We start from the raw sequence: 23,278 nt of genomic DNA on the forward strand, positions 1-23,278 counted from the left end.
CTGCCGGTATTACCCTCTTGGCAGCTCGATTTGCTTGTGATCTTTGGACTCTTTGTACAGAATGATCGTACGACCGATAACCTGTACCAGTTCTGCGCCTGCGCCTTCAGCCAGCTGCTCGGCCAGATCTTTTGGCTCTTCCAGGCAGTTGTTGAGTACGGATACCTTCATCAGTTCGCGCGTCTCGATCGCATCGACTACGTGACGAACGATTCCTTCATTCATACCGGCTTTGCCGATTTGGAAAATCGGATCGAGATGGTGCGCCTGACTGCGCAAAAAACGTTTTTGTTTTCCTGTTAACATTGAATATCCCCTTAATTATAATTAATGATGTTCGTGGTTCAGTGCTTCCAGCACCGCGCTGTGCATCAGCGAGACCGGTGCATCCTGCCCTGTCCAGTATTCATACGCATACGCGCCCTGATAGATGAACATGCCCAGACCGCCTACCGTACGGCAGCCCCGAGTACGTGCTTCACGCAACAGACGCGTCTCCATCGGATTGTAAATGAGGTCACTGACAATAATGCCTTCCGGAATCTGCTCGGCTGCTACAGGCGTCTCGTCTACATTCGGATGCATTCCGATCGAAGTCGTATTAATGAGTATATCGGTCTGCGGCAGATACTGTGACAGCTCTTCATACGTTGCTGTTTGCATCACCACATCGGATGTATTCAACTCCTTGATCAGCTGCACCGCTTTATCAACTGTGCGATTGACGATCGTAATTCCCGCGACCTTTTCCTTGAGCAGCGCATAAATTATGCCTCTGGCAGCTCCACCGGCACCCAGCACCGTTACCTGCCGGCCGGTTAGTTCGCCGGCTTCTTCGCGAAGAGAGCGCACATAGCCGATACCATCGGTATTGTAGCCTTTCATACGGCCGTCGCGAATCACTACCGTATTCACCGCTCCGCAGCTGATTGCCGATTCATCCAGCTCGTCCAGCAGCTTCATGATTTCGACTTTGTGCGGAATCGTGACGTTGAAGCCTGCGAACCCAAGTGCTTTGGCACCGGTAACCGCTTCGGCCAGATGTTCGGGCTTCACATGCAGCGGGACATACATGCCGGGTAGTCCGGCTGCTTCGAGTGCAATATTATGCATGACAGGAGACATGGAGTGGCCAATTGGATCGCCCATGACTCCTAGCAGCAGAGCATTTGATTTGTTTTCCTGATTCCGGTCAGTCATTATTCTCATCCTCCTCATAAGTTCGAGATGATCAGATCAGAGACGGACGCATCATCACTTTTACGCCTTTTGGCAGGTGTACAGCGACCAGCGCACCGTCCGTACTGTTGGCTTTGATCCAGCCCAGTCCGGAGATAAAGATATCTGTCGGTTTGCCTTTTAGAATACGCAATTCGTGACGCGTCCATGCCGGCAGCTTGTCCAGATCCGCTTTGACCGGAGGAGCCAGCATCACACCTGCGTGGTTGGCGAACAGTTCATCCGCACGTTCCAGCTTGGTGCGGTGGATTTTGAGACGATTGTTCAAATAGAAGGTAAAGGACTGATGTCCTCCCTGTACAAAGTCAAAACGTGCCATCGCACCGAAGAACAGCGATTGTCCTTCATTTAACTGATACACGAGCGGCTTGAGCGGCTTGTCTGGCATAATGGCAGCCAGATCCTGCTTGTTCACCAGCTCGGTATAGCGGGATTCGTACACAATTCCCGGCGTATCAATAATATAATGACCATCATCCAGCGGAATATTAACCGTGTCGAGTGTTGTACCCGGATAACGGGAAGTGGTCAATTCTTCTTCCAGGTCGCTGTAATCGGAGATCAAGCGATTAATCAACGTGGATTTGCCGACATTGGTGGCTCCGACCACGTATACATCACGATCACCGCGCATCGAACCGACAATATCCAGCAGACGGTCAAAGCCTGTGTTCTGCTTGGCACTGCACAGTACGATATCTTCTACTTTGAGTCCAAGCTCCTTGGCTTCCTTCTGAACCCAGTTACGGATTTTGTTCCAGTTGGTTACTTTGGGCAGCAGATCCGTTTTGTTGACAGCCAGTACTACCGGGTTATTGCCTACAAAACGCTGCAATCCCGAGATGACACTGCCATGAAAATCGAACAGGTCGACAATATGGATGACCAGAGCATCCTGTTCCCCTACTTGACCAAGCAGACGTAAGAATTCACTCTGATCTACCGTTACTGTCGACGATTCGTTGTAGTTACGTATACGGAAACAGCGCTGACACAGCAGTGGTGTCCGTTCAAGCGCCTGTGCCGGTATATAGCCCGGATGATCCGGTGATTCGTTTTGCAGCACAATACCGCAGCCGCTGCATTTGGTTCCGGCGGTTAATCCGCTCAGTTCTGTCATTTATTGCGTTCCTCCTCAGACCATAAGCCTTTTTTGCGAAGTCTTGTTCTTGCCAGCCGTTCCACCTGACGATTAAACCGGGTTCGCCAGCCCTCTTCATTGAGAGCAATAGGCAGCACCAGAACTGTGAATAAGCCCAGACGATTCCCTCCATACACATCCGTCAACAGCTGATCCCCCACAACAATCGTCTGATCGTCGCGGCAGTTCATCAATTTCATCGCCTTCCGGAAAGGGGCATTGGACGGCTTACGTGCTGCATGCACGAACTTGATATCCAGCGGAGTCGCAAACAGGGAGACCCTGTCCATTTTGTTATTGGATACAATAATCAGTTCAAATCCATACTTTTTTACTTTGGCGAACCATTCTATCAGTTCAGGCGTAGCTGCAGGTGACTTGGCACCAACCAGTGTGTTGTCGAGGTCCGTAATAATCCCCCGATACCCCTGGGCATACAGCTTTTCCAGATTAATATCAAACACCGTATTTACACGTAATTTAGGAATGAGCAATTCAAACAAGCTTTATTCACCTCGATTTCATACGACAAACTATATCATAAATTTAACCAGTCTGACAAAAAGAAACGCCGCTATGCGGCGTTATTTTGAACTTCATGGTATTTTTTTGATCGGGATACTCTGGCTCTTTTGTAACAGCTGTACATGACTGGACGATGCTCTCTCGATAACGTCCAATACACACTTTATTCATTATACTACTTTGCGGCAGATTTGCGCCATAACTTTCGTAAATCCTGTACATACTGTTTCATGGATACCCATTCATCTTCGGTTACTACTTGCGGACTGTACTTCGCTCTTTCGAACAGGGCAAGTATTCGATCCAGAGTATCACTGAGCTCAGGACGCATTTCGCGCCACCTGCCTACAGACTCTCTCAGCGTCTCATGGGATTGCCGATCCATGCCGTGACGCTTCATCCAGCTCAGCCAGCGTTTGGATTCTTCCATGACTTTTTGCTGCGGTGTCATCGGCTCGCCGTAACGAATCCGCATATATGCTGCTTTGAGCTGACGACGATAACGATACAGCATAAATCCGATCCAGGCAGCGATGAGAATAGATGCCGTCCAAATGATTGCCGGATGAACTGTATAATCGGACGCCTGTACAGGTGCCTCGGTATCTTCCGCTTCCGGTTTTTGCGCTTCTGCTTCCGGTTCCGGTGTATCCGGCGTTGCTGCCGGTGTCTGTACATTCTCGGTCAGCAGCGGCATATCAAAGCCAGGTGTTGCTTCTACCGGAATCCAGCCATAACCGGCAAAGTAAATCTCTGCCCAGGAATGGGCATCCGCATTGGTAACCGTATATTCTGTCGCGCCATCCGGAAAATAGTCATTAGTGACATAACCGGATGCCTGACCGGGAGCATACCCCTTGACCCAACGAGCCGGGATATCCAGCGAACGGGCCATCATGACCATCGCTGTGGAATAGTAATCACAATACCCTTCCTTGATCTCGAATAAAAAGCTGTCGACAAAGTCGCTGCTTTTTTTGCGGGACAGATCGGGATTGTTTGTGTAGGCATAATTATTTTGCAAATACTGCTGCAGCAGCTCGATCTTGCGGTAGGGCGTCTCTGCCGAAGCAGTCACTTCTTTTGCCAGATCTTTGACCCGCTTGGGAAAATCCGACGGAACCTGTAAGTAAGGCTCCAGCGATTTGCCGGCATACAGCTGATCATAGGATTCATTTTCGAGCTTGGTTACCGGAACAACTGGCACTCTGGATATCAGCGAGTAGGATTCGGGATACTGGCGATTCTGCCGGGTCTGGCTCCAGTGCACTTCGCCGTTATTGCTGCGCCAATCTAGCTGACTCGTATCATCCCCGCCGTTTACATCTTCGACACGTGCAATAGTATACGCACCGAACAGAACCGGATACGTTGTATTGTTGTCGGACAGCATTTTGACCTGCTGCTTAACTGTGCGCTTCTCCACATCGGAGCGCTCGTTCAAGGACAGCTCATCATCGGCTTCCACCGGGTCCAGCTCCCGCCATCCATTGCTAGAGCGGTCAATCCAGCCGGTTCCCGAATAGGCCAGCCTCGTTTCTCCACGCCAATAACTACGACTGGTAGTATTCACCGTCATTACCGGCGTATAGTCAAAATTGAATCCGCCGCCCAGATTGGAATCTTCGCGGCTGTAACCGGAAGAAGCACCCTGACCATTCATCGGACTGGAGCCATTGATTGTAATTACCGATTCGCCATGCCAGTTTTTCCAAGCCGTGTATGGATCTTTGAGTGTAGGCTGGATCTCCGGCATATTAATCCCGGCCAGCATTACAATCGAAAAAATCACAGCGATGTTGAATACAATCTTAAGCGGATATTTGCGCAGATGCTTCCAGCCCTTAGGAAATCTCTCCTGAAAATAACGGAAGTGATTACTTACGAGCCAGCCCATCCCTGCAAATACGACCCAGGCTACTTCCTGCCACAATGTTGCCGAAGTAAAGGAATCCAGTACCGCCAGCGCTACAATATTTGTACCGACGAACATAATAATTGCCCGGCGCGATGTACCGATACGTGCGGATACTTCCAGCAGTACCCATGCCGAGATAACAAACCATACATACGATCGAAGCGTCTCTACAAACAGCTCCAGATTCGCAGTAAGCGACTCGCCCGGCAGCCAGGCATATATACCGTAATAATCCAGGGCATAATACACTACAACAAGCACAGCGACCAGCTTGATCAGCAGTCGATACCATGCATTCACCGGCAGTATAATATCTATAACCGCAACAGCAGCCATCGTTCCGAGTACGAGCAGTGTCGTCTCGGTATACCAGATGTCTGCCGCATATTGAATCCATTGATAAGCAATAATCATTACCCACAGCAGACACAGTGAGTAATACCAGGAGCTGCGAATACCGCTCCACCATTTCATCATAGGGCTCTCCCTCCTAAAACGACCGGCAGCTGATCCAGGGAATTCAGCGCATAGCTGGACATTCCTCGCACAGGATCAGCTTCACTTTCCTGTCCATCCACTTGCTGGTCTTTGCTTTCGATCCGGATCTGTACCGGGTTCATCTGGCGCAGTCTGGCAAACTGGAAGACTTCCCATGCTTTATCCCCCTGCAGCGGACTGATCAGCACGAACAGCGTGCCGGCAGGGAACAGGCGTGCATCCCGTTCCAGCTTCTGCAGCATCTCTCCCCGTCCATTCGCCATAATATCGACCAGATGCACCTGCATCCGGTGCCAATCCGACGCATGATCGGTCGGCAGGAATGAATAATTGTCTTCACCGATGGTAAACAGCCCCATCCCCATACGCTCACGCATACCGTACTCCAGCATCGATGAAGCGACCGAGACAGCCAGCTCGAACTGGGCACCCGACTCGTAATGATCAGCCATACCATCCAGCACCAGCACTGTTTTGGGCAAAGCCTCGTGCTCGAATTCCTTGGATTTCCAAATACCGGTCCGCGCTGTGGCATTCCAGTGAATCCGGGAAATACGATCGCCGTATACATAGTCTCGCACACCGTTAATCTGGTTTGTTTCCGGCCGGGACATTAGCTGTGATGTCTGCTGTCCACCCAGACGGGAATGCCGTGAACCCATTTCCCAGTAAGGAACAAAAACGGTCCGCGGCAGTACAAGAAACTCGCCCGGTGCACTGAATTTGCCCCGATTCTCCAAAAGTCCAAAAATATCTTCGCTGATACATTCGGTTCCATAGAAACGATACCGTCCGCGTTCCAGCGGCGGTGTCTGGAACAGCAGCTCTCCCTTGCCTCGCATGCTTGGAATCAGACTCTCCTCGAATGACCAGGATTCGCCATTATGGCGTTTGAGCGTCTCGCGAACAATTACATAGGGCAGCGGCAGGAAGCCGGGAATCGTTACATTTAGCCGCACCTGTACCTGATCACCTGCATGAATAATCTCGCTGTGATCACCGCCGATAGACAAATGACGGCTGCCCCGCGCGCGTCCCACGCCGCGAAAGCCTCCGCCAATCAGATAAAGGGACAGCAGCGTGACCATGGAAAATAACATGACCGACGTTTTGCCACCCTGAAAAAGCATATACAACAGGCAACCGATCCATACCAGCACAACAAGCCATAATTTGGACGGCTGGTGCTGGCGCTGCAGGTTGAGCCGCAAATATGAAAATAAGGCTCTCATGATATTATGGCCCCACCGATACAGGAGCCGGGATCTGCTCCAGGATCTGATGCATAATACGATCTGCGCCCATCCGCTCCATCCGGGCTTCCGGACGAGGCAGTATGCGGTGACCGATAATATAAGGTGCAAGACGTTTTACATCATCAGGCAGCACAAAATCGCGTTCATGAATAAAAGCATAGGCTTTGACAGCCATCATAAAGGACAGTGTAGCCCGTGGACTGGCTCCCAGCAGCACAGAGCGATGTTCACGAGTAGCGCGGATAATTCGTACCAGATAGTCGCTGACAGAGTCATCCATATGCACTCCCCGAATATCCTGCTGGATATCAGCAATGCTCTGCATATCGGTCACAGGCTCCAGACGATCTACCGGCTGACCTGCTGCTCCCTGCTGAAGCAGCAGATTTTTCTCGGTCTGTTCATCCGGATAGCCAATCGTAATCTTCATCATAAACCGGTCCAGCTGCGCTTCGGGCAGCATATAGGTACCTTCAAAATCAATCGGGTTCTGGGTTGCACAGAGCATAAACGGATGCGGCAGCGGGTGAGTCTCTCCATCCACGGTAACATTGCGCTCCTCCATAACTTCCAGCAGCGCTGACTGGGTCTTGGTGGTAGCACGGTTGATCTCGTCAGCGAGCAGAATATTGGTCATGACCGGACCCGGACGGAAATAAAATTGCTCATCCCGCGGATGGAAAATGGATACGCCGGTAATATCACTCGGCAGTAAATCCGGATTACATTGAATCCGGCGGTATTGACCGCTCATCGATTTTGCGAGCGCTTTGATCATTTGCGTCTTGCCTGTTCCCGGAACATCTTCAATCAGGACATGTCCGCCTGCGAGCAGAGCAGTCAGCAAAAGCTCGATTTCAAAAGACTTGCCAAGTATGCATGATTCCAGGTTGGATCTTACAGCTGCGATGACGTGCATCGATTCCTTGCGTGCCGGCATATATATAAAACCTCCTACATCAGGTTCATAGATTCAAAATCATTAATCAGCAGTTTCGACAAACACTGCTGTCGACTGCTGGATTATTTTTACTATATAAGAATATTTCATAACAGAAATGCGTGTATAACGTATATTGTACATGAAGGATAAGGCAGAGTCACTTTTGGATGAAATAAATATAGTTACATGTACCAAATCTTGTGAGGATGGTTGGACATTTTTCGACAGTGCCCTCATACTGATATGAGCCAAATCTTGCTAAGGAGTGAATTAATCGAATGGATCAACACACACTTCAGATGTTTAGACAATTAACCGAATTCCCGGCCGTTTCCGGCTTTGAGCGGGAACTGCGTCAGCTGGTCAAAGAAAAGATGTCTGCTTATACCAACGAATTTGTACAGGATCGTCTGGGAAGTTTGTTTGGTGTGCTGCGCGGTGAAGAAAATGGCCCGAAAATAATGGTCGCCGGGCATTTTGATGAAGTAGGCTTTATGGTAACAGGCATTACGGAGCAGGGTCTGGTACTGTTCCAGCCTCTGGGCGGCTGGTTTAGTCAGGTCGTACTGGCACAGCGGCTGCATATCATTACCGAAAATGGACCTATCACAGGTATCGTCGGTTCTACGCCTACCCATCTGCTCAGTCCCGAGCAGCGCAACAAACCGGTGGATATCCGCAGCATGTATATTGATATCGGTGCAGATGACCGTGCAGAAGCCGAATCGCTCGGTATTCATCCAGGTCTGCAGATTGTTCCGGTATGCGAGTTTACGCCGCTGGCCAACCCCAAAAAGATTATGGCCAAAGCCTGGGATAACCGCTACGGCGTTGGTCTGGCTATTGAACTGCTGGCGGCGCTTCAGGGCGAGCAGCTGGGCGGTACTGTTTACTCGGGTGCTACCGTGCAGGAGGAGCTGGGACTTCGCGGCGCCCGCACTGCTGCACAGATGATCCAGCCGGATCTGTTCTTTGGACTGGATTGCAGTGCTGCCAATGATATGACTGGTGACCGTAATGCTTTTGGACATATTGGCAAAGGTGCACTACTGCGCATCTACGATCCGACCATGTTCACTCATCGCGGCATGGTGGAATATATTCAGGATACCGCTAGTACCCACCGGATTCCAGTACAATACTTTGTTTCCCAGGGCGGTACGGATGCAGGCGCTGTTCATCTGAGCGGCATCGGCGTGCCTTCGACTGTTATTGGTATCTGTGCCCGGTATATCCATACTTCTTCTTCCATTATTCATACAGATGATTATGATGCAGCCAAGGAACTGCTGGTTCGTCTTGTCAAAGGTATGAATGCGTCCACTTACCAGACTTTGCTAGATCGCGCCTGATTTCTGACACTCCGAAGCTGCTGTACCTGACCGGTGCAGCAGCTTTTTGGCATTTTGCAGGCCATAATAGGCATCGCTGTCCTCCAGCTTCGACCATCGCAATAGCTGCCTCTCTTCCATATACTGCTATGACTTGACTACTCTAATATGCTGTATTACTCCATTATAACCCGGCGCTTCGCTGCTTCAATCCACTTGGGCGCCCAGATCCACAACTATTTTCTATTGAAAAGCGTATATATTTACAAGAAATTAATAATCTCTCATTTTGAAGACTTAGTGCTATATTTTATCATATTTATAATAATTTTGGCTAAAATGACTTAAAATTGTTTCAAAGCACTCAGATTTTATTATATCAATGCAGATAACTGTTTATCTTATTTTGTGCATACCATCCTTTCCGATGCTTTCATATTTCTTATTTTATATTTCGAAGGAGTGAAATCATGAATCGCAGTCATTATGTACTGCAGCTGCTATCTCTGATGACCAGTATAGTACTGCTTCTATCTACTGTTGTCCCTGTTCACGCTGCTGGTAGTGAAGCTTCTGTCGACACAGATCCCTACGATCCGCTTCAATCCGAACTTGCTCCTGACACACCGATGAATATCTATGTCTCTCCGTCAGGCAGCGATGCACTGAATAACGGTACACTCGATCGACCCTACCGTACTCTCGGCAAGGCACGCTCGGTTGTCCGTGATACGTACGGTCAGCGGTCCGAAGGCGGCGTTACCGTCTGGCTGCGGGAAGGCAAATACGCCCTTCCTGCTCCGCTGGAACTTCAGGAATCCGACTCTGGCAGTGCCAGCAGTCCGGTGATTTACCGGAGTTACCCCGGTGAACAGGCTGTGATTACTACAGCCAAGGTTATCCCGCCTTCTGCCTGGCAAAGTCTGAATCCCGAAGCAGCAGCCAGAGTTCATCCCGATGTGTATGCCGGCGATTTGCGCGAGCTGGACCTAACCGCTCTGGATATCCGCAATACCGAAGGCTTTCCGGGAGGCACCACATTTATCCAGGAGTGGGGAATTCCCGATCTTATCGTAAATGGAGTCAGACAGCCGATCTCACAGTGGCCCAATCCAAATCAGGGTATTGGCGGTGGACGGACAGGCTGGGCAACAATGAATGGTTCTGCCGATGTACAGTCCTTTTATTACGGCTCCGGCGGTCAGCCCAAAGATGCAGTTACTACCAATGATCTGGATGCGGACGGCACAGCACGCAGCAGCCGCTGGGCATCTTCGCTCGCACAAGGTCATGATCTGTATTTGCGTGGATTCTGGCGAACTGACTTTGATCCGGTTATGAACAAGGTAGATCGGATTGATGTGGACCGAAATACAATCCGTCTGCTCGATATACCGGAAGGCGGTATGGGTTCCAAATGGAGCCAGGCTGCTCCCGGGGTACAGGAGCCTGGGGCACCAGGTCCTTCCGTCATGAATAACACGTATATATATGAGACATTTGATAGTAGCCCTGCCGGAGTGAATGACAGTGTATACGGTGACTCCAATACGGTAAATGAGGATGTCTACACTGAACAGCCGGAATCACCTACGGTAACCGACCAGGTGTACCGGGTAGGTACCGGCAAGGAAGAATGGCAGGCGGTCAATTTGCTGGATGAGATTGATGTTCCCGGCGAATGGACACTTGATTTCCATGATCGCAAGCTGTACTACTATCCAGCAGGCAATATTGCAGAACAGGATATCATTATTGCCGACCGCTCCGGTCCTATTATCAAAATGAACAACGCTGCCTATATCCAGTTGGTAGGTCTGATTATCGAAGGCGGCATGAATAACGGTATTGAGCTCAAGCATTCCGATCATATTACGATGGCAGGCAACACGGTGCGTAATGTGGGCGGTGGCGGCATTCTCGATTATTATGGCCATCACAATATTATTAGAAGCAACGACATATATGAAACAGGGAGCTTCGGTATTAGCGTAGGCCAGGCCGGTGACCGCATGCAGCTGATTCCTTCCCATACACAGATTATAAACAACCATATTCACGATATCGGCAACCTGATCCATCTGGAAGGCATGATTATTACCGAATCGATCGGCATCACGATTACGCACAATCTGCTGCATCATATGCCCAAGCACGGTATCCGCTATGCATCCAGTAATGACCTGCTGTTTGAATATAACCGGGTTCACCATGTCTCTCTGATCGATGGAGATGCCGGAGCTTTCTATACGGCAAGGGACTGGTCCTCCTATGGAAATGTGCTGCGCTACAATCATATTGATGACAGTCCGCGGGCAAATGGATTCTATGCCGACGATGGAGACAGCGGAGATACCTACTATAATAATGTGATCAGCGATGTGTCCAAAGCGTTTATTTTCGGTGGGGGTCATTACAATCAGGCATACGGCAATCTGATTATTAATGCCGCTTCGATCCAGATCGATGACCGCGGCATTCAGCGCGACTATACACCCGACAGTGAACAGGCCCAGCCGCTGCTGGACAAAAATCCTTTTGCCGAGCCATGGAAAAGCTATGGTACTGTACTGGCTGCTACCTATGGATACAATACACGCAATCTCTGGCAGGATGTGCTGGACCCTGACTGGAATCCCCAGTATCCCAACGGCTCACGATTTTTCGATAATATACTCGTAGAAACAGGCTCTATCACCACTCCCAAAAAAGGAGTAGTAATGATCGCCCATAACACAAGGATCAAAGATATCCGGCTGACTGATCTGCAGGGATTCAGCAAAGCTGCTTCTACTGTTCAGCCGCATACCCGTAATACTGTCGTATTATCTGTATTTCCGGACATTAATACTACCTATGCACAGATTGGATTATTCAAAGATCAATTCCGTCCTGCTCCATCCTGAACCGTATATTAATAAACTCAAATTATCAGCTAGTCGACTTCCTAAAAAGGATGAAAATAAATACTGTATCGTCCTTTTCCGCCTGCCTTTGTATCATTTATAGAGAACATCAGAATAATGGTATACAGTGTAATTTGCACAAACCAGACTTTTAGACATTCCTATTCTCTTCATCTGCGTAAATGTTTCGTTTCATAAAAGGAGCTATTCATATTTCATACTATTTGAAAAGGCTCAGGACTAGTCCTGGGCCTTTTTTGTGCCTTTATTTGGATAGGTATAGTACTACTAAATGTGTTTATACATGACTACTTGATCCGTTTAAGGTCCCAATATGGCATTTGCTTGCTATGTAATAGGAAGGAGCTACTATATTCGTACCATTCTCCCATTAATTTACTGTATTTCCTCTAATAAATAATAAGAAGTTCTGGCGGTTATCAGACATTATAAGTTGTAATATACTAAATTATGTCGAAAGGAACATTTTTACTTCACCTATGAACTACTGACAGCGATAAGCCAGTGGAACCACTACCACTCCTTTGTACCTGGTCGTTCGACAAAGAGGTCATTCAGCTGCGGAGCTGAAGGTTCCAACTTTACACCCGATTCTCACGGGTTAAGTAAAAATGTTTTTACCTTTCAAAATATTTACCGGGCGCACCGGATTCTATGATATTCAGGAGGAAAACATCATGATGACTTTTAAAAAATGGACGGTATTCACTTTATCGGCAGCATTACTGGCTGGCTTCTTGCCAGTACAGACACATACCTCTTATGCAGCAGCATCCACTCGGATGGTTAGCAGTGGCAATATCGTTCAGACAGGCGCCAATATCTATGTAGACCTGACAGGCAACGACGTGACTGGCAAAGGAACCAAAGAAGCTCCCTATAAATCGATCACCAAAGCAAGATCCGCTGTACGTGCTTACAAAAGTGTCCTGCCTGCTGGCGGCGTCACCGTATGGGTCAAAGGCGGAACTTACAACCTCCCTGCAACATTCGATCTGTTTCCTCAAGATTCCGGTACAGCCGACAAACCGGTGATCTATCGCACTTACCCTGGCGAGACCGTCAACCTGACTACAGGTAAAGGTATTGATCCTACCCTATGGAAACCACTCAGTGCAGATGCTGCAGCCCGTGTAAATCCTGCAGTGAGTGCCAGCAAGCTGCGCGAGATTGATGCCGCTGCACTCGGTATCCAGAATATCGCCGGCTTCGAAGGCGGCAGCACATTTACCGAAAAATGGGGCATCGCCGATCTGATCGTTGACGGCATTCGCCAGCCGATCTCCCAATGGCCAAACGCAGATCAGTCTATCAACTCGAATCGTGCCGGCTGGGTAACCATGAACGGTTCCGCCGATTCCAAATCCTTTTACTATAGCGAAGGCGGTATCCCAGAAGATGGCGATACTACCGATGATCTGAATGCCGATAATACGAACCGTGCCGAACGCTGGAAAAAATCGATGGCACAAGGACATGACTTGTATGTCAAAGGGTTCTGGAGAACAGCTTGGAGCCCGGTAACGAGCAAAGTTGGTTCTATCTATCCTGCAGATTCGATTATTTCCCTCAAAGATATCCCAAGCGGCGGCATGGGTGACAAGTTCAGCAGAACCGTCGTATCCACTAATCCTACCCTCAACTCCACCAATGTTACAGCCAATGTCTACAGCACATCTACTCCGTTCACACAACAGTCACCAGTTACCTATCTGTCCTCTACAAATAATGGCGTTGTATCCGATGTATATGGAACACCTACTCTTACTGTACCCCCTGTTGCTGCAACAACCGTAACCTCCGGTGTATACGGACTGACATCTGCAAGTGAGCCATTTGTTCCTGATACAAGTGTCAGCTACCGTGTCGGTAGCGGTCTGGAAGAATGGAAAGCGATCAACTATCTGGACGAAATCGACGTGCCGGGTGAATGGGCACTGGACTTTAAAGACGGCAAAATCTACTACTATCCGACTGGCGATCTGAGCCAGCAAATCGTAACCATCGCCGATAACAAATCTTCTATCGTCAAATTCAATGATGCAGCTTATATCCAGTTCCTCGGCTTTAACGTAGAAGGCGGTATGGGTAACGGATTCGAATTGCAGCGTTCCCACCATATTACAATTGCCGGCAACAATGTATGCTATGTAACTGGCAGCGGTATTGTCGATTACTATGGCAACAACAATATCATTCAAAGTAACGACGTGTTTGAAGTGGGGGCAAGCGGCATTACGGTCGGTTTCTCTGGCAATCGTGCCACACTGGCCAACTCCAATACCAAAATCAGCAATAACCACATTTACAAAGTCGGTACCCTGTCCAGCCTGGAAGGCATCGTAGTACGCGAGTCTGTAGGTGTTACCGTTGATCATAACCTGGTGCATGATACTCCCAAAGCAGCAATCAAATATCCGTCCGACAACAATCTGCTGATGGAATACAACGAAGTTCATAATACGTCTCTGGTCGAAAGTGACACAGGTGCTTTCTACACACCACAGGACTGGACTTCTTACGGTAACGTACTGCGCTACAACTTTATTCACCACAACCAGCGTTCCAACGGCTTCTACTTTGACGATGGCGACAGCGGTGACGTAGTCAGCAAAAACATTATCCAGCAATCCCAAACCGGCTTCCTAATGGGCGGCGGACATGACAATCTGGCTCGCAACAATATGGTCATCGATACGCAAAAAGCAGGACAAATCGACGATCGCGGTATCCAGCGCGGGTACACAGCTACAGGTGCCTATGCACAAAACCTGATCAGCAAAAATCCGACTTCCGGCGCTTGGCTGCAGTATGGTAAAGACCTGAAAGCCACTTATGGTTACACTACTAATCTGTGGGCGGATATCCTCAACCCGAACTGGCATCCGGAATTCCCGAATGGCTCCAATATTTCCGGCAATGTATTCGTTCAAAGCGGTGCAGTGACTACTCCCAAAAACGGTACATTTACAGTACAGGACAATCTGAACTTTACTAATATCGCTGATGCCCAGTTTTTTGACGCCAAAAATATGGATTTCCGCTCCAACAACCCGGAAATTCAAGCTAAATTTATCGGATTGAATACGATTTTCCCAAGAATCGGTCTGGTGCAGGATCAATATCGTACCAAAGTTATATCCCGTGCTGAGTCCGGAGGCATGACTAACCGTTAATCATTTTAATGAATAAGTTATTCTCTAAGGAATCTATATCTTTGTACTCATAAATACTGCCTAACATCTTCTTTCCCCCTTCTTAATCTAACGGAAATCTCTTTTAAAAGGGATTTCCGTTTCCCTTTCCTTAGCATAAAAAGTCGATTTTTGTTATTTTTTAACCAATTTTATCTATAAATATTAATAAATAGACCACTATATCCGACAAAATAACTATTACACATATTCCTGTATTTCTTCTACTAATCTCATTTTCTAAGGAGTAACTTATACAACCCGTCAGGATATCCAGTTGAGAAAGGGAGTTTTATTATGTTTGGAAAGAAGTCTATCGCAGCTGTTCTTCTAATGAGTACATTAGTGCTGGGATCTGTTGCATCTCCGGCCTCTGTATATGCGGATCGTACGTTAAACGGCAATGTAACTACGCTTAGCAGTGGAGCTACAACGAATACAGGACTTAATCTCTATGTTGATGGCTCGGTAGCTGTCGGTGGAGACGGCAGCAAAGATACACCGTTCAAAACACTTCCCCAGGCCCGTGACGCGATTCGTGCCAAAAAAGGAGTACTTCCGGCTGGCGGAATAACCGTCTGGGTCAAAGGCGGAACCTACAAAATCACTGGTACTTTTGAATTAACATCTTCTGATTCAGGCTCCAATGGTAAATCGATTGTATACCGCTCCTACCCGGGAGAAAAAGTAATTATCTCCAATGGTGTATCGGTAGATCCTACGCTCTGGAAGCCACTGAACAGTGAAGCTCAAAAAAGAGTAAATCCCAAAGTCAGTGCAGCCAAACTGGTAGAGCTGGATGTCAGATCAATGGGGCTGACCAATATCAATTCTTACCCGGGCGGTACTTCGTTCTCCGACAAGTGGGGAATTATCGACCTGATCGTCAACAGTGAACTGCAGCCAATCTCGCAGTGGCCGAATCCCGAAGAAGTGGCAGGCGGCAAACGTGGTGGCTGGACGACAGCCAATGGCTCTGCAGATGCCAAATCTTTTTATTATGGTGAAGATGGTGTGCCGGCAGATGGAGATACCATCAATGCCCTGAATGCAGATGGAACCAATCGTGCCGATCGCTGGAAAAATTCGATTGCCCAGGGACACGACCTGTATTTGCAAGGCTTCTGGAGAACACTATGGTCTCCGCTTATGAGCAAAGTACAGAGCATTAACACGTCGGATGGCAGCATTACCCTGCTCGATATGCCTGCTGGCGGCATGGGCTCCAAATTCAGCAAAGATGTAGCAGGTTCCAATCCTGTTTACCGCGTCGGTGAAGGTACCGAAGAATGGCGCGCACTGAATCTGCTGGACGAGATCGATCAGCCTGGCGAATGGGCACTTGATTTCAAAGATGGTAAAATCTACTACTATCCAAAAGGCAATATCGCCGACATGGATGTTGAAATTGCGGACAAACCCAATGCTGTTGTCAAAATGAATGGCGCCTCCTATATTTCTTTCCTCGGATTCCAGATCGAAGATACACTCGGTAACGGAATTGACCTGCAAAAAAGTCATCACATCACTATCGCCGGCAATACAGTCATGAATGTCGGTAACGGTGGTATCATCGACACGTACGGCTATTCCAATATGATCAAAAGCAATGATATATACGATACTGGCGGATTCGGTATCAGTATTGGCAGCGCTGGCGATCGCAAAACACTGACTGGTGCAAGTACCCGCATTACCAACAATCATATTCATCATATCGGGCAGCACGCCCATCTGGCAGGCATTGTTATTCGTGACTCTGTAGGTGTATGGGTGGATCACAATCTGGTGCACGATGTACCAAGAGACGCTGTACGTTATGAACGGAATAACAACCTGACTTTTGAATACAATGAAGTGCATAATACCGCACTGGCCGAAAGTGACACAGGCGCTTTCTACACTGCGCAGGACTGGTCTTCCTACGGGAATGATCTGCGTTACAACTTTATCCACCACAATCAGCGTGCCAACGGATTTTACGCAGATGGCAGCGATGCCGGGGATAATTACTACAACAATATTATCCAGGGTTCTGATCGCGCCCTGCAGCTGAATGGACATCACAATATTGCCAAAAACAATGTGATTGTAGCGTCCAATACAGCACGAATCGAGAACCGCAGCGATACGCTGGCCATTAGTGCCGCCGTTACCCAGAACTACGGCGTAAGCAGTATCTTTGCTGATACACTGCGCGACAAAAACCCGACATCAGGCGTATGGCTGAATTATGCAGCCCAGTTAAAAGCCAAATATGGCTACACCGACAACCTGTGGAGCGATATACTCAACCCTGCATGGCGTCCGGAATACTCGAACGGTTCCAAAATTATCGATAATGCTCTTGTGCAGGTAGGTAGTGTAATCAAGCCTAAATACGGCGACTATACGGTAGCCAACAACAATACGATCGATAGCATAAGTGCTGCTTCGTTCTATAATTACAGCCAGATGGATCTGCGCTCCAAAAACTCTCAGGTGCTGTCCAAGTTCCCTAACCTGAACAGTATCTTCCCACAAATCGGCCTGCAGCAAGATGCTTATCGCATCCGCGTAGTGACCCGTGCAGAGACTGGCGGATTAACTAACCGCAACTAAGGACACCCGGCATACGGTTTATCAGGATACACGTATCGGAAGAATCTGTTCGCTCTTCCTCTCATCCTTGTTAACTCGTACACATGTATTTTTCCTTTTACCCGGGATTATTCATTTTTATAAATTTCAAAACCTTTCTATAGAAGAAACCAATCTGCTACCTGCGGACTGGTTTCTTTTTTAGTTCAGTTGCTCAATTAACAAACAGGAACAAAGACTAAGCCCTTTAACCATTCAAAAAATTGACACTACTGTTCTTCCCTCCATATACTACCTTTAATAAGGAAAAAAGGGAGGTTAGGTATTGCAGGTGAAAAACATAAAATATGTCGTACTAATGAGCGGTCTGATCCTGCTTTTATTATTCCCTTTATGGCAGGGTGAACAAGCGAATTCCCGACAGGGTGCGCTTGACAGCGGATCGAATGCCTCCACTCCAATCAATCTGTATGTGGATGCTTCGGCGAATGCACAGCAGCAAAATGGCAGTCAGGAGCATCCGTATGCTACGATTCAGGCTGCGCGCGATGATCTGCGCAAACGCAGCAAGCCTCTGCCGTCCGGTGGAGCAACCGTATGGGTCAAAGAAGGCAATTATCAGATTAATGCTACGCTGGAATGGACAGCTGCCGATTCCGGTACTGTTCAGGCACCGATCACTTACCGGACCTATTCCGGCAAAAAAGCAACGCTATCCAATGGAACATCGGTGAATCCGGCTGATTGGAAACCGCTCAGCGCTGAAGCGCGTGAACGTGTCAATCCGGCGATTCAACCGGGCCAGCTGCTGGAACTGGATGTGAAAAAGCTGGGCTTTCAGAATATCCAGGGTTTTACCGGCGGTGATTACTTTACCGAAAAATGGGGCATATTGCAGCTGATTGCCGGTGATGCCATGCAGCCGGTCTCCCAGTGGCCCAACAAAGATGATGCTTCTGCCGGCAACCGTGCAGGCTGGGCTGTCGCCTCAGGTATCGTCAACGAGAAATCTTTTTATTACGATGACAAGCAGAACAAGGATACCAGCAATCTGGGACGAATGGCACGCTGGCAACGAGCGATCCAGACCGGACATGGTGTATATCTTCAGGGATTCTGGAGAACGGTATGGAGTCCGGCTACGATACGTCTGAACGAGATCCAGCCTTCTTCCCGCTCGATTCATCTGTCAGAGACACCGGCTGGCGGCATAGGCTCCAAATTCAGTGCTGTCGCCAATGCAGCGACTACAGATAACCAGTATCGTGTAGGGGATGGCAGCGAGGAATGGCGCCTGCTCAATCTGCTGGAAGAGATCGATCAGCCCGGCGAATGGGCTATGGACTTCAAAGACGGCAAAATTTATTACTATCCACCCAAGCCGATCAAAGAAATGAACACGGTTATTGCCGATCGTACCGACCCAATTATCCGCATTAACGGCGCTTCCCATCTCCGTTTTATCGGATTTGAACTCAAAAATGGACTCGGTAACGGTATCAACGTACAGAACAGCAATCATATTACACTGGCGGGACTGACGATACGCAATATGGGCAACGGTGCTATAACCGATTCCGGCGGCAGCCACAATATGATTCAGAGTAATACGATTTATGATACCGGCAGCTTTGGTATTAGTGTGAACAAAGCAGGCAACCGCGCCAAACTGACTGCTGCCAATACCAGGATTACCAACAATCATATCTATAACACCGGTCTGCTCGTGCATCTGGAGCCACTGATTATCCGGGAGTCGGTTGGACTGCGGATCGATCATAATCTGCTGCATGATGTGCCCAAGGATGCGATTCGTTATACCTTTAGCAACAAACTGTTATTTGAGTACAACGAAGTACATAATACAGGACTCGTCGAAGGCGATACCGGTGCATTCTATACTGCACAGGACTGGTCTTCCTATGGCAATGTACTTCGTTATAATATGATTCATCATAATCAGCGCTCCAATGGATTTTATGCCGATGGCGGTTCCAGTGGCAATACGTACCAGAACAATATTATCCAGGACACCAAGCGCGCCTTTATCGTCGAGAATGGGCATCATAATATTGCAACCGGCAATCTGCTGATCGACACGGAATCCATGGAAATCAATGACCGTTCCGACAGTTTGAATTACGGACTGAACAGCGAATATGCCAAGCTGCTCCGCGGCTTCCATCCGATGAGCGGCCCCTGGAAGCAGTACGGCGAGAAGCTCGCCAAACAGTACGGCATGAAAGGCAATCTGTGGAGCTCGGTACTGAGTGCCAGCTGGAATCCGCAGTACCCGAATGGCAGCAAGCTGAGTAACAATGTGCTGGTCGGTGGAGCCACTATCAAGATCTCCAAAAAAGGGGATGTAGCTGCCCAGGGCAATGTAATTCTGAATACGGTGAATGAAGCCGGATTTTATAATTACAGCAATCTGGATCTGCGGACACAAAACAAGGCTATACTCCAAAAGTTCCCTTCGCTCAACAAAGTGATTAACGAAATTGGATTATACAAGGATCAGTACCGTAGCCAGCCGGTTGCACGCAATCAATACAACGGATTAAGCAACCACTCCGCGCCGGATTCACACTCCTGATCGATCAGGAGTCACAAGGCTGATCCAACCAACAAGCAGAAATAGAATTTTAAGCCTCAAGCCAAAAAGCCCTGGAATCATCCAGGGCTTTTTGGCATGTTTATTAGAAAGGTTATGGAGAGCATATGATGTTTTCGCATCTTTTTCACTTCATCGCAAATGGTACATATCTGACTTATCGCTGAGAAAATACGTATAATTATGTGGAATAAATGATATATATAAGTATATTAGTAATATTACCTATATTTTACAGTTAAAAATGTATCAAAAACCCAGACTTCAGTATATAATTGCCAAGCAACACTTCATCGTAATTGTAACCGTAATTGCAACTGTCTCTGTCCCTGTTGTCAGACATCAGTATCGCACATTCAATATCAATTATGAATAGGAGTGAAATTATGAAACGCAGTCATTATGTGCTGCAATTGCTGTGTCTTTTGACCAGCCTATTGCTGTTGTTGTCCGGAACGCCCCCTGTACATGCCGCTGATGGTACCGCCATTTCTCTGACTGAATCCGATTCATCCCTATTGCCCATATCTCCTGTAACAACGGTTAACATCTACATATCTCCCGGTGGAAGTGATACGTCCAATAATGGAACCCTCGAACGCCCCTACCGCACATTGGCCAAAGCCCAATCCATCGTCCGCAATACGTCGAAGCAACGTCCTCAGGGTGGGGTGACCGTATGGCTGCGGAAAGGAGAATATACGATCCCGGCTCCACTGGAGCTTGTGGAAAAGGATTCTGGAACGCCCGGCAGTCCGGTAATCTATCGCAGCTATCCCGGCGAGCGTGCAACTATTACCACAGCCAAAATGATTCCTTCCACTGCCTGGAAAAATCTTAATCCCCAAGCAGCTGCACGTGTTCATCCCAAAGTGTCTGCAGGTGAACTGCACGAACTGGACCTGCAAGCACTCCATATCAAGAATATTGATGGATTCCCTGGAGGTACAACATTTGTCCAGGAATGGGGGATTCCGGATCTGATCGTAAACGGGGTCAGACAGCCTATCTCTCAATGGCCGAATCCTGACCAGGGAGCTGGCGGCGGTCTTCCCGGGTGGGCAACCATGAACGGGTCTGCTGATGCCCAGTCTTTTTATTATGGACCTGGAGGTCGTCCAACCGATGGTATCACTATTAATGATACGGATGCAGATGGCAGCAAGCGCAGTACCCGTTGGGCATCTTCCATGAAGCAGGGACATGATCTGTATCTGCGTGGATTTTGGCGGACCGACTTTGACCCGGTAATGAACAAGGTAGAACGGATCGATGTGAAAAAAAATACGATCCGGCTGCTGGATATACCCGAGGGCGGCATGGGCTCCAAATGGAGTATGGATGCTCCCGGATCACTTGTTCAGGAAGCCGTCCTATCCGTAGCGGACAACACCTATACGGAAGATCCTGCTCCCGCCGGGTTAGGCAGTCCGATCGATTACGAGTCCGGCGCTGTTCACAATGATGTGTATGCTGAAGCGCCGGCTACGGTAACTGCTCAGGTGTACCGCGTAGGCAGCGGTACCGAAGGATGGCAGGCCGTCAATCTGCTGGATGAGATCGATACTCCCGGCGAGTGGGCTCTTGACTTTCATGACCGCAAGCTATATTACTATCCGACCGGCAGAATCGCCGAACAGGATATCATTATTGCTGATAATTCCGGCCCTATTGTTCGAATGCTGAATGCTTCCCATATTCAGCTGGTAGACTTGACTATCGAAGGCAGCATGGATAACGGAATCGAGATGGAGCAGTCCCATCATATTACATTGGCAGGCAATACCGTGCGCAATGTCGCAGGCGGCGGTATTCTCGATTATCATGGACACGACAATGATATCCGCAGCAATGATATCTACGAAACGGGAAGCTTCGGGATCAGTGTCGGCGAGGCAGGCGATCGAATGAAGCTGATTCCGGCCAATACGCAAATTGTGAATAATCACATTTATAATATTGGAAAGCTGATTCATCTGGAAGGCATGATTATCAGTGAATCGATTGGTGTCCGTATTACACATAACCTGCTGCACGATATGCCCAAGCATGGCATCCGTTACATTTCCAATAACAATCTGCTGTTTGAGTATAATCGGATTCATCATTTCTCCCAGATCGATGGTGATTCCGGCGCCTTTTATACAGCAAAGGACTGGTCTTCTTATGGAAATGTACTGCGGTACAACCATATCGATGACAGTCCACTCGCCAATGGAGTCTATGTCGATGATGGAGACAGCGGAGATACCTACTATAATAACGTAGTCAGCGATGTCTATAAGGCTTTTCTGTTTGGTGGTGGCCATTATAATCAGGCTAACAGTAATCTGATTATCAATTCCTATTCTATCCAGATCGATGATCGTGGTATTGAACGCAATTATTCACCGGGCAGTGAACAGGGACTGCTGCTCCAGAAAATGAAACTGATGCAGGAACCCTGGAAAAGCTACGGTACATTCCTCGCCAAAACATACGGTTATAACACCCATCACCTCTGGCCGGATGTCTTGGATCCGAAATGGAATCCACAGTACCCGAATGGCACCCGGTTCTTCGATAATGTACTGGTGGATACCGGTATGATTACAGGTCCCAAAAAAGGAGTCGTAATGATTGCACACAATACCCGGATTAAAGATATTCGGCTAACCGATCTGGAAGGATTCGCCGATAGCGATTCTTCCGTACATCCACAGACACGGAATCGTGCAGTTCTCTCGGTATTCCCCAATATTAATCAGGTATATGCACAGATCGGACTTTTCAAAGACGCTTATCGTCTTGTTGTGCGCTAAAGCCAACCGCTACACCTGACTATCAGTACTTGGTATTCTGCCTTTGATCACGCCTTCGGACTAGTCCGGGGGCTTTTTCTATGCAAAAATGTTCCTACTTATGGGAAGGTACAGGATGTTCATTCGCATACAAGGTCCCAATTCAATGTTTGCTTAGTATGTAATGGGAATTAGCTACTATTTGTCCTATTAATTAACCCTATTCCCTCTAATAAAGAATAAGAAATTCAGGCGGTTATCAGACATTATAAGTTGTAATATACTAAATTATGTCGAAAGGAACATTTTTACTTCACCTATGAACTACTGGC

The 23,278-nt window shown here is 48.1% G+C and carries 13 protein-coding genes; 6 read left to right on the forward strand and 7 right to left on the reverse strand.

The window, feature by feature from the left end; genetic code table 11:
* Positions 1-9 precede the first annotated feature (9 nt).
* The 7 genes from yhbY to AR543_RS18515 all read right to left on the reverse strand — a co-directional run bounded on the left by yhbY (position 10) and on the right by AR543_RS18515 (position 7,517).
* A complete protein-coding gene (gene yhbY, locus AR543_RS18485) occupies positions 10-306 on the reverse strand; it encodes a ribosome assembly RNA-binding protein YhbY (RefSeq protein WP_017811880.1) in 297 nt (98 codons plus the stop codon).
* Between the two features lie 21 nt (positions 307-327).
* On the reverse strand, positions 328-1,200 hold the full coding sequence (locus tag AR543_RS18490) for a shikimate dehydrogenase (RefSeq protein WP_060535876.1): 873 nt from the start codon (positions 1,198-1,200) through the stop codon (positions 328-330).
* Between the two features lie 31 nt (positions 1,201-1,231).
* Complete coding sequence (yqeH, locus tag AR543_RS18495; protein WP_060535877.1) at positions 1,232-2,359, reverse strand: ribosome biogenesis GTPase YqeH; 1,128 nt, start codon at positions 2,357-2,359, stop codon at positions 1,232-1,234.
* On the reverse strand, positions 2,356-2,883 hold the full coding sequence (locus AR543_RS18500) for a YqeG family HAD IIIA-type phosphatase (RefSeq protein WP_017811883.1): 528 nt from the start codon (positions 2,881-2,883) through the stop codon (positions 2,356-2,358). Before AR543_RS18500 ends, yqeH begins: the two co-directional genes overlap by 4 nt.
* Before the next feature lie 197 nt (positions 2,884-3,080).
* Positions 3,081-5,300, reverse strand: coding sequence for a transglutaminase domain-containing protein (locus AR543_RS18505; protein WP_060535878.1), 2,220 nt, complete (start codon positions 5,298-5,300; stop codon positions 3,081-3,083).
* The gene (locus AR543_RS18510; RefSeq protein WP_060535879.1) at positions 5,297-6,553 is read right to left on the reverse strand and encodes a DUF58 domain-containing protein; all 1,257 of its coding nucleotides are present in this window, start codon (positions 6,551-6,553) and stop codon (positions 5,297-5,299) included. Before AR543_RS18510 ends, AR543_RS18505 begins: the two co-directional genes overlap by 4 nt.
* Before the next feature lie 4 nt (positions 6,554-6,557).
* On the reverse strand, positions 6,558-7,517 hold the full coding sequence (locus tag AR543_RS18515) for an AAA family ATPase (RefSeq protein ID WP_060535880.1): 960 nt from the start codon (positions 7,515-7,517) through the stop codon (positions 6,558-6,560).
* A 281-nt stretch (positions 7,518-7,798) separates the two neighbouring features.
* Here AR543_RS18515 and AR543_RS18520 point away from each other — a divergent pair, with 281 nt between their 5' ends.
* The 6 genes from AR543_RS18520 (at position 7,799) to AR543_RS18545 (ending at position 22,967) form a co-directional block, all read left to right on the forward strand.
* The gene (locus AR543_RS18520; RefSeq protein WP_060535881.1) at positions 7,799-8,872 is read left to right on the forward strand and encodes a M42 family metallopeptidase; all 1,074 of its coding nucleotides are present in this window, start codon (positions 7,799-7,801) and stop codon (positions 8,870-8,872) included.
* 449 nt (positions 8,873-9,321) lie between these two features.
* A complete protein-coding gene (locus tag AR543_RS18525) occupies positions 9,322-11,757 on the forward strand; it encodes a right-handed parallel beta-helix repeat-containing protein (protein WP_060535882.1) in 2,436 nt (811 codons plus the stop codon).
* A gap of 698 nt (positions 11,758-12,455) precedes the next feature.
* Positions 12,456-14,954: a right-handed parallel beta-helix repeat-containing protein gene (locus tag AR543_RS18530; RefSeq protein WP_060535883.1), complete on the forward strand. Its 2,499-nt coding sequence runs from the start codon at positions 12,456-12,458 to the stop codon at positions 14,952-14,954.
* 351 nt (positions 14,955-15,305) lie between these two features.
* Positions 15,306-17,573 (forward strand): right-handed parallel beta-helix repeat-containing protein, encoded by a 2,268-nt coding sequence (locus AR543_RS18535; RefSeq protein ID WP_227871776.1) that lies wholly within the window; start codon positions 15,306-15,308, stop codon positions 17,571-17,573.
* A gap of 310 nt (positions 17,574-17,883) precedes the next feature.
* Entirely contained in the window at positions 17,884-20,148 is a 2,265-nt protein-coding gene (locus tag AR543_RS18540; RefSeq protein WP_227871777.1) for a right-handed parallel beta-helix repeat-containing protein, read from the forward strand.
* A gap of 404 nt (positions 20,149-20,552) precedes the next feature.
* Entirely contained in the window at positions 20,553-22,967 is a 2,415-nt protein-coding gene (locus AR543_RS18545; protein ID WP_060535886.1) for a right-handed parallel beta-helix repeat-containing protein, read from the forward strand.
* The last annotated feature ends 311 nt before the right edge of the window (positions 22,968-23,278 follow it).

It is taken from the genome of Paenibacillus bovis, from assembly GCF_001421015.2.
GTDB classification, from domain to species: Bacteria; Bacillota; Bacilli; order Paenibacillales; family Paenibacillaceae; genus Saccharibacillus; species Saccharibacillus bovis.